Here is a 13,783-nt window from a genome sequence, read left to right as displayed (position 1 = left end):
ATGGGACTTTTTTTCTACAACAAAATAGGCTCCATAATATCTATAGGGGATTTACCCACTACAAATATTATAGAGCCAAAAATGAAAGTCTCGATAAAGAGGCTTTCATTTTTATTATGTATATACGAAAAATTCTTGACAAGTAATACTAAAAAGAGTAAACTATTAACTAGTTAATTAACCGGTTCATCGTTTTGTGGTGAATCAAATAGGCTTAAGAAAAGAGAAAAGAATGAAAATCAATAAAAAATATGTGGCGGGTTCGGTGGCAGTCCTTGCCCTAAGTGTTTGTTCCTATGAACTTGGACGGTATCAAGCTGGACAAGTTAAGAAAGATTCTAATCGAGTTGCTTATATAGACGGTGATCAGGCTGGTCAAAAGGCAGAGAACTTGACACCAGATGAAGTCAGTAAAAGAGAGGGAATTAACGCAGAACAGATCGTCATCAAGATTACGGATCAAGGTTATGTGACCTCTCATGGAGACCATTATCATTACTATAATGGGAAGGTTCCTTATGATGCCATCATCAGTGAAGAACTCCTCATGAAAGATCCGAATTATCAGTTGAAGGATTCAGACATTGTCAATGAAATCAAGGGTGGCTATGTGATTAAGGTAGGCGGGAAATACTATGTTTACCTCAAGGATGCGGCTCATGCGGACAATATTCGGACAAAAGAAGAGATTAAACGTCAGAAGCAGGAACATAGTCATAATCATGGAGGCGGTTCTAACGATCAGGCGGTAGTTGCAGCCAGAGCGCAGGGACGCTATACAACGGATGATGGTTATATCTTCAATGCATCTGATATCATTGAGGACACGGGTGATGCCTATATCGTTCCTCATGGCAATCACTTCCACTATATTCCGAAGAGTGATTTGTCTGCGAGTGAATTAGCTGCCGCCCAAGCCTTCTTATCTGGAAAAGGTGGCCAATTAAGTACGGTTGAATATCGTTCAAGCAGAGCTGAAACAAGATCTAGTGTGAGAACGAGTCAATCTGAAACTCCTCAAGATTCTGCCAAAGCTCCGGAGAGCTCAAGTGAGGATTTAGCTAGTCTTCTTCAAGAATTGTACGCCTTGCCACTTAGCCAACGTCATGTGGAGTCTGATGGCTTGGTATTTGATCCAGCACAGATTACAAAACGTACAGCAAATGGGGTCGCAGTCCCTCACGGAGATCATTTCCATTTCATTCCTTATTCGCAAATGTCTGCTTTGGAAGAAAAATTGGCTCGAAATCTACCAATTGGAGGTCAGCCAGTTCAAAGCCATTCTGACAATCCGAAACCAAGCAGTACAGATAAACCAAGTTCAACGATTAAACCAAACTTTAATCTCAATAAGCCGACACCGAATAGAGCAACTGGAGGCGCCTATACAACGGATGATGGGTATGTCTTTAGTCCGACAGATGTGATTGAAGATACAGGTGACGCTTTTGTTGTACCGCACGGTAACCATTTCCACTATATACCTAAGAGTGATTTGTCAGCAGGAGAACTAGCTGCAGCCCAAGCTTATTGGAATGGTAAACAGGGTTCTCATTCTGCTACAAGTTCAAGTAAACCAAGTAGTGATAATGCTAAACCAGCCCAACCAAGTTTGACAGAGACTCCAAACATGACTGTCACTCCAACTTATCATCAAAATCAAGGGGAAGACATTTCAACACTTTTAAGTGAATTGTATGCCAAACCTTTGTCAGAGAGACATGTAGAATCGGATGGATTAGTCTTTGATCCGGCCCAAATCATCAAACGTACTGCAAATGGTGTCGCAGTGCCTCACGGAGACCATTATCACTTTATTCCTTATTCACAAATGTCTGATCTAGAGCAGAAGATTGCAAGAATGATTCCACTTCATTATAGTTCAAGTCATTGGTTACCATCGAAACCAAATCCAATCCCTGTTCCAGAGACTACCCCAGTACCAAGTTCACAACCTGTACCAAATCCTCAACCATCTCCAAGCAATCCAATTGATGAAAAATTGGTTAAACAGGCTGTTCGAAAGGTAGCTGATGGTTATGTCTTTGAGGAGAATGGAAACTCGCGCTATATCTCTACTAAGGAGCTTTCAGCAGAAACTGTTGTAGCCATTGATAATAAACTTGCTAAACAAGAAAGTTTGTCTCATGAGTTAGGAGCTAAGAAAAGTACCATCCCTTCTAGTGAGCAAGAATTTTACAACAAGGTTTATGATTTACTAGCAAGAGTTCATAAAGATTTGATTTCTAATAAAGGTCGTCAAGCTGATTTTGAAACTTTGGATATACTTTTGGAACGTCTTAATGATGTTTCAAGTGATAAAGTCAAGTTAGTTGATGATATTCTTACCTTCCTAGCACCAATTACCCATCCAGAGCGACTTGGCAAACCAAATGCTCAAATTGCTTATACGGACGATGAAATTAAATTAGCGAAATTAGCAGGTAAGTATACAACAGAAGATGGCTATATCTTTGATCCTCGTGATATAACTAGCGATGAAGGCGATGCCTATGTAACTCCACATATGACTCATAGTCATTGGATCAAGAAAGAAAGTTTGTCTGAAGCTGAAAGAGCAGCAGCTCAAGCTTATGCTAAAGAGAAAGGTTTGACGCCTCCTTCAACAGATAATCAGGGGTCAGGAAATACTGAGGTTAAAGGAGTAGAAGCAATCTATAATAAAGTGAAAGCAGCTAAAAAGGTTCCACTTGATCATATTCCTTACAATCTACAACATACTGTTGAAGTTAAAAATGGTAGCTTAATTATACCTCATTACGACCATTACCATAACATTAAATTTTCTTGGTTTGACGAAGGACTATATGAGGCACCTAAAGGTTATAGCCTTGAGGATCTTTTTGCGACTGTAAAATATTATGTTGAACATCCAAATGAACGCCCTCACTCAGATAATGGTTGGGGAAATGCCAGCGACCATGTTCGTAAAAATAAGGCAGACCAAGACAGTAAACCTGATGAAGATAAGGAACATGATGAAGTAAGTGAGCCAACTCGCCCTGAATCTGATGAAAAAGAGAATCACGCAGGTTTAAACCCTTCAGTAGATAATCTTTATAAACCAAGCACTGATGAAGACGAGACAGAGGGAGTAGCTAACGATACAACAGACGAAGCTGAAGTCCCTCAAGTAGAGACTGAAAAAGTAGAAGCCAAGCTTAAAGAAGTAGAAGATCTACTTGATGCAGTAACGGATGCTAGCTTGAAAAACAATGTGACAGAGAGCCTAGCTGGTTTACGAAATAATCTGAGTCTCCAAACCATGGATAATAATGGCATCATGGCAGAAGCAGAAAAATTACTTGCTTTGTTAAAAAGGTAGTGAGTCAGTTATGACGAAATCAGAAGCATAAATTTATCCTGTTAAATTAAAATGATGTAAGAGTCAGTAGCAATACTGGCTTTTATTTGTCTCGCTCCGTAAGGTTCAGGCTAACTAAACCACCTGATTTTTTGGGGGCTTTGGATTCATTTAGGAGAAATCAATCTATATCCAAGGTTAGTAACTTAATTATAGGTCTTCCTTTGTTAGAGAAGATAATGGTAAAAGGGTAGGGGGTAATTGATTTTACAGTTTAAGATGTTTTGATAACAATTCATGATTTGAAGAGGATATTTTGTAAAGAGATGCTATACTAAATTTGTTATACAGTTAAGTAAACCATTATATTCAATAATCTAGCCAAGGAAAACAGAGAATTTAATATGAAAAAACGAATTATTCAGATTTTACTAGCATTATCCTTAATTTTTTACAAATCAACTTGGTTTTGGAGGCTTTTCAATCATCTCGCAAAGTCCTATCTACCAGCAAGTCGTGAATTTTTTCAGATTCTGCTTTTGATGGAGAGTGGTGTTCTTTTGTCAGCAGTCATCTATCTACTAGTTTTTGCAGGAAAGAAGACTTTTCATTTCAAGTGGTAGTTGAGGTACTTTATCTACCTTTTACTGGTCTACATCATTTCGTATATGTCGGACTTCTTCTTGTCTTATTTCATATCTCCGTCTTCAAATCAAATTTCTTTGAATGAAACGATAGAAATGATAGGGAGACAGGAATTACCCTATTTCTTGCTAATAGCTTGCTTCATCGGCCCTATTGCTGAGGAGTTGATTTATCGCGGTGTGCTAATGACAACCTTTTTCAAAAACTCGTCTTGGTATGGAGATGTCTTGCTTTCTGCTATTATTTTCGGTTATATTCATATCAATTTTGCTTTAACTCCTCTTGCTTTTTTCATTTATGTTAGCGGAGGGCTTATTTTGGCTCTATTGTATCGCATGACTAAAAATCTCTACTATCCAATACTAGTTCATATTTTCATCAATATCACTGCCTTCTGGAATGTGTGGTTACTCCTATTTTCAGGAAGTTAGCTTACTAAAACAATGTCGGAACTTTCCGGCATTTTCTTTTCAAAAGGTGAGCAAGAACTGATTATTTTCAGACTTGGATGGCTAATCATGGTATAATAAAAGGTAATGAAAAATTCCAACGAGGCAGAGATGAAATTACTTTATACTGATATTCGGACTTCTTTGACTGAAATTCTAACCAGAGAGGCGGAGGAGCTAGTTGCTGCTGGCAAGCGGGTCTTCTACATCGCCCCCAACTCTCTTTCTTTTGAAAAGGAACGCGCCGTGCTGGAATGCTTGTCCCAGCAGGCTTCTTTTGCGATTACCGTCACGCGCTTTGCGCAAATGGCTCGTTACCTGATTTTGAATGATTTGCCTGCTAAGACCAGTCTAGATGACATCGGTCTTGGGATGGCCTTTTACAAATGCCTTGCCGAACTTGATCCTAAGGATTTACGTGTTTATGGAGCTATCAAGCAGGATCCTCAATTTATCCAGCAGTTGATTGAGCTTTACCACGAGATGACGACTGCTCAGATGACTTTTTTGGACTTGGAGAGTTTGACGGATGAGGACAAGAGGGCCGATTTACTCTTGATTTTTGAGAAGGTAACGGCTTATCTCAATCAGGGCCAGTTGGCTCAGGGAAGTCAATTGTCCCATTTGATTGAGGCTATTGAGAATAACAAAGTTAGTAGTGATTTTAGTCAAATCGCCTTGGTTATTGATGGATTTACCCGTTTTTCTGCTGAGGAAGAGCGGATTGTAGACTTACTTCACGGCAAGGGTGTTGAGATTGTCATTGGGGCTTATGCTAGTAAGAAAGCTTATACCAGTCCATTCGCTGAAGGCAATCTTTATCAAGCCAGTGTGGAGTTTCTCCATCATCAGGCCTTTAAATACCAAACGCCTGCTCAAGACCGTTCTCAAACTCAGGAGCAGATGGATAGTTTTGACAAGGCCTCTCGTTTACTAGAGTCTTCTTATGATTTTTCAGAACTCACATTGGATGTAGATGATAAGGACCGTGAAAACTTACAAATCTGGTCTTGCTTGACGCAAAAGGAAGAGTTGGAGTTGGTAGCCCGTAGCATTCGTCAGAAATTACATGCCAATCCAGACCTGAGTTACAAGCATTTTCGTATTCTCTTGGGGGATGTAGCTTCTTATCAATTATCTCTTAAAACTATTTTTGACCAGTATCAGATTCCTTTCTATCTTGGTAGAAGCGAATCCATGGCGCACCACCCTTTAACTCAGTTTGTCGAGTCTATTTTAGCTTTAAAACGCTATCGTTTCCGTCAGGAGGATTTGATAAACCTTCTTAGAACAGGTCTATATACCGACCTTAGTCAGGCTGATATTGATGCTTTTGAGCAATATATCCGCTATCTTGGTATCAATGGCTTGCCAGCCTTTCAGCAAACCTTCACAAAATCCCACCATGGAAAATTTGATTTAAGGCGTTTGAATACTCTTCGTCTGCGTATTTTAACACCTCTTGAGCCTCTTTTTGCTAGCCGAAAACAGAATGCTGAAAATCTCTTGCAAAAGTGGAACTCTTTTCTAAAAGAAGGAGCTGTGACCAAGCAGCTCCAAGATTTGACAGCCACAATGGAAGTTCTTGAACAGGAAAGACAGACTGAAGTTTGGAAGGCATTCTGTCATGTTTTAGAACAATTTGCGACTGTTTTTGCTGGTTCACAGGTTAGTCTAGAGGACTTCCTAGCCTTGCTCCATTCTGGAATGAGTTTGTCTCAGTATCGCACCATTCCAGCGACAGTGGACACCGTTCTGGTGCAGAGTTACGATTTGATTGCTCCTCTGACTGCTGACTTTGTCTATGCCATTGGTCTGACTCAGGACAATTTACCAAAAATTGCGCAAAACACCAGTCTTTTGACAGATGAAGAAAGGCAAAACCTAAACCAAGCGACAGAAGAAGGCGTTCAATTGCTGATTGCCAGCAGTGAAAATCTCAAGAAAAATCGCTATACTATGCTTTCCTTGATCAATTCTGCTCGTAAGCAGTTGGTCTTGTCGGCTCCAAGCCTTTTTAACGAAAGTGAAAGTAAGGAGTCAGCCTATCTTCAAGAGCTGGTCCATTTTGGATTTAGGCAGAGAGAGAAGAGGATGAATCATAAAGGGCTGTCTAAGGAGGATATGGGTTCATATCACAGTCTTTTGTCCAGTCTGGTTGCCTATCACCAGCAGGGCGAGATGAGTGAGACTGAGCAAGATTTGACCTTTGTCAAGGTTCTGGCGCGTGTGATGGGTAAAAAACTAGAACAGCAAGGTCTGGAAAATCCAGCCCTCCCAACCAGCCCAAGCAGTAAACCCTTAGCAAAGGACACCTTACAGGCTCTCTATCCTGCTGAACAGGAATTTTACCTGTCTACCTCTGGTTTGACGGAGTTTTACCGCAATGAATACAGTTATTTCCTCCGCTACGTGTTAGGCTTGCAGGAGGAATTGCGCCTGCGTCCAGATGCTCGTAGTCATGGGAATTTCTTACACCGCATTTTTGAACGTGCCTTGCAGTTGCCTGACGAAGATTCCTTTGACCACCGTCTAGAAAAAGCTATTCAAGAAACCAGTCAAGAACGGGAATTTGAAGCTATTTATCAGGAAAGTTTGGAAGCCCAGTTTACAAAGGAAGTTTTGCTTGATGTTGCACGGACGACTGGACATATTCTCCGACACAATCCAGCCATCGAAACCATCAAAGAGGAAGCGAACTTCGGCGGTAAAGACCAAGCCTTTATTCAATTGGACAATGGACGCAGTGTCTTTGTACGAGGTAAGGTGGACCGGATTGACCGTTTGAAAGCTGATGGAGCGATAGGAGTGGTAGACTACAAGTCCAGTCTGACTCAGTTCCAGTTTCCTCATTTCTTTAATGGACTCAATTCCCAACTGCCAACCTACTTAGCTGCCCTAAAAAGAGAAGGGGAGCAGAACTTTTTCGGCGCCATGTACTTGGAAATGGCTGAACCAGTCCAATCTCTGATGGCCGTTAAAAGTCTAGCAGGAGCAGTGGTAGAAGCCAGCAAGTCTATGAAATACCAAGGTCTCTTTTTGGAAAAAGAAAGCAGTCATTTGGGCGAATTTTATAACAAAAGCAAGGCTAATCAGCTGACGGATGAGGAATTTCAGCTCCTACTGGACTACAATGCCTATCTATACAAGAAAGCAGCTGAGAAGATTTTAGAAGGCCATTTCGCCATTAACCCTTATACTGAAAATGGTAGAAGCATTGCCCCATACGTCCAGCAACATCAAGCCATCACAGGTTTTGAAGCCAATTACCACTTGGGTCAAGCCCGTTTTCTAGAGAAGTTGGAATTGACTGACGGCAAACGTCTGGTCGGAGAAAAACTCAAGCAAGCTTGGTTTGAAAAAATAAGAGAGGAGTTGAATCGATGAAGCCTATTCCCTTTTTAAGTGAGGAGGAGATTCAAAAACTGCAAAATGCAGAAGCAAATTCGAGCAAGGAACAAAAGAAAACTGCCGAACAAATCGAAGCCATCTACACTTCTGGTCAAAATATCCTTGTCTCAGCGTCGGCTGGTTCTGGGAAGACTTTTGTCATGGCCGAGCGCATTCTGGACCAATTGACGCGTGGTGTCGAAATTTCTCAACTCTTTATCTCAACCTTTACCGTCAAGGCTGCGACTGAACTCAAAGAACGCTTGGAGAAAAAAATCAGCCTGCAAATCCAAGAAAGCGATGATGTCGACCTCAAACAACACTTGGGACGCCAGTTGGCAGACTTACCCAACGCAGCCATCGGAACCATGGACTCTTTCACACAAAAATTCCTTGGTAAACATGGCTATCTGCTTGATATTGCGCCTAATTTCAGGATTTTACAAAACCAAAGCGAGCAACTTCTTCTCAAAAACGAAGTCTTTCATGAGGTCTTTGAAGCCCATTACCAAGGTAAGCAGAAAGAGACCTTTAGTCATTTGCTGAAAAATTTTGCAGGGCGTGGCAAGGACGAACGAGGTCTGCGCCAGCAAGTTTACAAAATTTATGACTTCCTCCAATCCACTAGTAATCCTCAAAAGTGGCTGAGTGAATCTTTCTTAAAAGGCTTTGAAAAAGCTGATTTTACCAGTGAAAAAGAAAGACTGACTGAGCAAATCAAACAAGCCCTTTGGGATTTGGAAAGCTTTTTCCGTTACCATCTGGATAATGATGCCAAGGAATTTGTAAAGGCTGCTTATTTAGAAAATGTTCAGTTAGTTCTGGATGAAATTGGCTCCTTAAATCAAGAGTCCGATAGTCAGGCTTATCAAGCAGTGCTTGCGCGTGTTGTCGCAATTTCAAAAGAGAAAAACGGTCGGGCCCTGACTAATGCCAGTCGTAAGGCTGATTTGAAGCCACTGGCTGATGCCTACAACGAAGAAAGAAAGTCCCAGTTTGCTAAACTAGGACAACTGTCAGACCAGATAACCATTCTCGACTATCAAGAACGTTATCATGGAGACACTTGGAAACTAGCTAAAACCTTCCAAACCTTTATGAGCGATTTTGTGGAGGCCTATCGTGAACGTAAACGTCAGGAAAATGCCTTTGAATTCGCTGATATCAGCCATTATACCATTGAGATTTTAGAGAATTTCCCGCAAGTTCGTGAGGCTTATCAAGAACGTTTCCACGAAGTCATGGTCGATGAGTATCAGGATACCAACCACATTCAAGAACGGATGTTGGAATTGTTATCTAATGGCCACAATCGTTTTATGGTGGGAGATATCAAGCAGTCTATCTATCGTTTCCGTCAGGCAGATCCGCAGATTTTCAATGAAAAGTTCCAACGCTATGCGCAAAATCCAAAAGAGGGCAAGCTGATTCTCCTCAAAGAAAATTTCCGTAGTAGTTCAGAAGTGCTATCAGCAACCAATGATGTTTTTGAACGCCTTATGGACCAAGAGGTCGGCGAAATCAACTATGATAACATGCACCAGCTTGTTTTTGCCAATACCAAACTGACTCCCAATCCAGACAACAAGGCGGAATTTCTCCTCTACGATAAGGATGACACAAATGAGGAAGAAGAGAGCCAAGTTGACACTAAACTGACTGGTGAAATGCGCTTAGTTATCAAGGAGATTCTGAAACTTCATCAAGAAAAAGGTGTTGCCTTTAAAGAAATCGCCCTTCTGACCTCCAGTCGCAGTCGAAATGACCAGATTCTTCTCGCCCTGTCTGAGTACGGGATTCCTGTTAAAACTGACGGAGAGCAAAACAATTATCTCCAATCTCTAGAAGTGCAAGTCATGCTAGACACCCTTCGTGTCATTCACAATCCTCTTCAAGACTATGCCTTGGTTGCCCTTATGAAGTCTCCTATGTTTGGCTTTGATGAGGACGAGTTAGCACGTTTATCTCTTCAGAAAGCAGAGGATAAAGTCCACGAAAATCTCTATGAAAAACTGGTCAATGCTCAAAAACTGGCAAGCAGCCAGAAAAACTTGATTCACTCAGCTCTAGCTGAAAAACTAAACCAATTCATGGATATCTTGGCTTCTTGGCGCTTGTATGCCAAAACCCACTCCCTCTATGACCTGATTTGGAAGATTTACAATGACCGTTTTTATTATGACTATGTTGGAGCTTTGCCAAATGGTCCTGCTAGACAGGCCAATCTCTATGCCCTAGCTCTGCGTGCTGATCAATTTGAAAAGAGCAATTTCAAGGGCTTGTCGCGTTTTATTCGTATGATTGACCAAGTATTGGAAGCTCAGCACGATCTTGCAAGCGTGGCCGTCGCACCGCCAAAAGATGCAGTAGAGCTCATGACCATCCACAAGAGTAAAGGACTGGAGTTTCCTTACGTCTTTATCCTCAATATGGATCAAGACTTCAACAAGCAAGACTCTATGTCAGAAGTCATACTCAGTCGTAAAAATGGGCTTGGTGTCAAATATATTGCCAAGATGGAGACAGGAGCAGTGGAAGATCACTATCCTAAAACCATCAAACTCTCCATTCCTAGCCTGACCTATAGGCAGAACGAAGAGGAATTACAGCTAGCAAGCTATTCTGAGCAAATGCGTCTGCTGTATGTTGCTCTGACGCGGGCTGAGAAAAAACTCTATCTTGTCGGCAAGGGTTCTCGTGAAAAGCTGGAAGCCAAGGAATACCCAGCAGCTAAAAATGGAAAACTAAACAGCAATACGAGACTGCAAGCAAGGAATTTCCAAGATTGGATTTGGGCTATCAGTAAAGTGTTTGCCAAGGAAAATCTCAACTTTAGCTATCGTTTTGTTGGTGAAGCTCAACTGACTAGAGAAGCTATCGGAGAATTGGAAAACAAAAGTTCCCTCCAAGATAGCTCCCAAGCAGACAATCGTCAATCAGAAACCATTAAAGAAGCTCTTGAAATGCTAAAAGAGGTGGAAGTCTATAATACTCTTCACCGCGCAGCCATTGAACTTCCTAGTGTTCAAACCCCAAGTCAAATCAAGAAATTCTACGAACCTCTTATGGATATGGAAGGTATTGAGATTGCAGGTCCAGCCCAGTCACTAGACAAGAAAATCAGCTTTGATTTACCAGATTTTTCAAGCAAAGAAAAGGTAACTGGAGCTGATATTGGTAGTGCTACCCACGAACTCATGCAGAGAATGGACCTCAGTCAGCGACCAACACTTGCTGGCTTGAAAGAAACTCTCAGACAAGTTCAAACCAGCCCAGCTGTCAGAGACAAGATCAATCTTGCGAAAATTCTTGCTTTCTTTGACACAGCTCTCGGTCAGGAAATTCTCGCTAATACCGACCATCTCTATCGCGAGCAGCCTTTCTCCATGCTCAAACGAGACCCAAAGAGTCAGAAAGACTTTGTTGTCCGTGGTATCCTTGATGGCTATCTGCTTTACGAGGATAAAATAGTTCTGTTCGACTATAAGACAGACCGCTATGATGAACCAAGTCAACTCATAGACCGTTATCGTGATCAGTTAGCCCTATACGGAGAGGCTTTATCTCGAGCCTATTCGATTAAAAATATAGAGAAATACTTGATTTTACTCGGTAAAGATGAGGTTCAAGTTGTAAAAGTATAATCTAGAAAGGAGACCTCATGACACTTCCAGTTAGAAAATCCCTACACGATGCAGTTTTACAGGCTTCAAAAGCGGATACTTGGGAACAAGCTACCAAGGAATGGAATGAAGTTTCCTTGATTTTTAACGGTATCGGCCGTAGCAATTGTGTCTGTGGAAATTCCATCAAGTACGCCTACGAACTCTTTAACGGTGTCACAGGTCAACGCCTCTTTCCGATTGGCAGCGATTGTGTTCGTCATTTTCATCGATTGACCCTTGACCAGCAACTAGAAGAGGAAGAAAAACTGCTCAGAAAGGTTGAAAATCTGACCAGAAAAGCCCAGAAAAAGGAAAAAATCAAGGTCAATAAAAGTGACTTTGACGAGCGTCTTCTAAAGTGGCTCTGGGAAAAAGGTGTTTTTAAACCCAATCGTGGCAATCAATTTGCACCTGAGAGAGACTACCAGCTTTTCCTAGAAGTCTTTCAAGGAGGAAGTTGGACCAAGGCAGAACCCAAGAAGAAAGCTCGTATGGAGGAAGTTCTTGAGAAGTGTATCAAACCCTTTTTACTTGGAAAGCCAGATGACCAACTCTATCTTGTCAAGCTAGGTAAGGAGAAAATTGATTACGAACAAGAACTCCGTATCCAGGCAGAGAAAGAACGCAAGAAGAGGGATAAAATCGCCAAGCAATATGCAGACAATCTAGTTCTAGCTATGGGACCAGCAGAGCGTGCGTATCAAGACTACTTTGGCTTTACAGAGACCCTGACTCAAGAAGAACGCAAGTGGGAGAAAATTCTTTTTGGTAAAAATCGAACAGAACGGGCTATCAAGGCCAAACAATACCAAAAAGAGTTGGAAAAAGACCAACGAATTGCTAGTCAGGATCCAATTGAAAGAAAGCAGAAGCAGACCTGGCTCCTCAATGCCTATTTTCGTGATCTACCTGAAGAAAAAGCCCGATTTTCTAGGCTCTTATTAGAATATCGAAAAAGTGGAGAAGTGCCATTTTCCACTGAATATCTGTCAGACCATCTGCTCGACTTTTTCTATAAAATGAAAGCCTTTGAGTTTGAAATCGCACCAGAACAAGTTCGAGATTTTCTAAAAGAAAGCCTCCAGACAGACATTCTCTCCTCAGCACAAGAAAGCTGGATAGAAGGAATTCTCCTCAACTGCCTCAAACCATTTTTAGAACGATTAGTGATATAAGTAACACCTACCGTGGAAATTTCATGGTAGGTTATATTTTATCCAAAAAGAAAATAGGAAATTACAAACCCTGCTCCTTCGTATTTTATATATAAAACAAAGTATGAAAGCGCAACGCAATTTTAAGACTTTTTGGTAAATTAAGAGTATAATTAAAGTGTGTTACCTTTTTATAAGATAACAAGCTAATATAAAAAAGTTTACCTTACATATTTTTAAATTGTATTTCAAGGAGGAATAATGGAAAAGTATTTTGGTGAAAAACAGCAGCGTTTTTCATTTAGAAAATTATCAGTAGGACTTGTGTCTGCAACGATTTCAAGTTTATTTTTTGTGTCTGTATTAGGTAGTTCATCTGTAGAAGCTCAAGAGACTAAAGGTGTTCACTATAAATATGTGACAGAGTCAGAGTTATCATCAGATGAAAAGAATCAGCTTGTCTATGATATTCCGACATACATGGAGAATGATGATGAGACTTATTATCTTGTTTATAAATTAAATTCCCAAAATCAACTGGGGGAATTACCCAACACTGGAAGTAAGAATGATATGCAAACCCTAGCTGCTGGTGCTAGCTTAGCTGCTCTGGGGATTTTAATTTTTGCCGTTTCTAAGAAAAAGGTTAAGAATAAAACAGTATTACATTTAGTATTGGTTGCAGGAATAGGAAATGGTGTCTTAGTTTCAGCTCATGCTTTAGAAAATAATCTCTTACTGAATTACAATACTGACTATGAATTAATCTCAGGAGAAAAATTACCTCTTCCTAAAGATATTTCAGGTTACACTTATATTGGATATATCAAAGAGGGAAACATAACTTCTGAATCTAAAGTAAATAATCAAGAGAAATCAGTAGCTACTCCCAAAAATCAACAAAAGGTAGATTACAATGTTACACCAAATTTTGTAGAGAATCCATCAAAAGTACAAGCTAATCGGGAAGAAAAACCTGTTTCTACTAAATTAACCAATCCAACAAAAGAAGAGAAACAATCTTCAAATTCTCAATCACAATTAGCAGAACATAAGGATGTACAAGCTGGAGCTTTGATAACCAACAAAGGCACCCCAGAAGTTCAACCTGAATTGCCAAAAGCAGTTGTAACAGATAAAGGCGAACCAGCAGTT

At 40.7% G+C, this 13,783-nt stretch carries 5 protein-coding genes and 1 pseudogene; all 6 read left to right on the top strand.

The window, feature by feature from the left end; translation table 11 throughout:
* The first annotated feature begins 232 nt into the window (after positions 1–232).
* Complete coding sequence (locus N8M09_RS10735; RefSeq protein ID WP_261065170.1) at positions 233–3,346, top strand: pneumococcal-type histidine triad protein; 3,114 nt, start codon at positions 233–235, stop codon at positions 3,344–3,346.
* Positions 3,347–3,729: 383 nt separating this feature from the next.
* Positions 3,730–4,401, top strand: a pseudogene (locus tag N8M09_RS10730) (lysostaphin resistance A-like protein).
* A 129-nt stretch (positions 4,402–4,530) separates the two neighbouring features.
* Positions 4,531–7,806: an ATP-dependent nuclease subunit B gene (gene rexB / locus N8M09_RS10725; protein WP_261065169.1), complete on the top strand. Its 3,276-nt coding sequence runs from the start codon at positions 4,531–4,533 to the stop codon at positions 7,804–7,806.
* Positions 7,803–11,453, top strand: coding sequence for a helicase-exonuclease AddAB subunit AddA (gene addA, locus N8M09_RS10720; protein ID WP_261065167.1), 3,651 nt, complete (start codon positions 7,803–7,805; stop codon positions 11,451–11,453). Before rexB ends, addA begins: the two co-directional genes overlap by 4 nt.
* Positions 11,454–11,470: 17 nt before the next feature.
* Positions 11,471–12,649 (top strand): hypothetical protein, encoded by a 1,179-nt coding sequence (locus N8M09_RS10715; RefSeq protein ID WP_261065165.1) that lies wholly within the window; start codon positions 11,471–11,473, stop codon positions 12,647–12,649.
* 240 nt (positions 12,650–12,889) lie between these two features.
* Positions 12,890–13,783: YSIRK-type signal peptide-containing protein (locus tag N8M09_RS10710; protein WP_261065164.1), on the top strand; the 894-nt coding region annotated here is incomplete at its 3' end.

The organism is Streptococcus mitis, from assembly GCF_946190375.1.
Lineage (GTDB): Bacteria > Bacillota > Bacilli > Lactobacillales > Streptococcaceae > Streptococcus > Streptococcus mitis_CJ.
The sequence above is the reverse complement of the archived record's forward strand: the minus strand, read 5'-3'. Positions and strand labels throughout refer to the sequence as shown.

Excerpts from the sequence above, each read along its gene's own strand:
- addA (WP_261065167.1), top strand. The coding sequence starts at position 7,803 with ATGAAGCCTATTCCCTTTTTAAGTGAGGAGGAGATTCAAAAACTGCAA.
- rexB (WP_261065169.1), top strand. The coding sequence starts at position 4,531 with ATGAAATTACTTTATACTGATATTCGGACTTCTTTGACTGAAATTCTA.
- N8M09_RS10715 (WP_261065165.1), top strand. The coding sequence starts at position 11,471 with ATGACACTTCCAGTTAGAAAATCCCTACACGATGCAGTTTTACAGGCT.
- N8M09_RS10735 (WP_261065170.1), top strand. The coding sequence starts at position 233 with ATGAAAATCAATAAAAAATATGTGGCGGGTTCGGTGGCAGTCCTTGCC.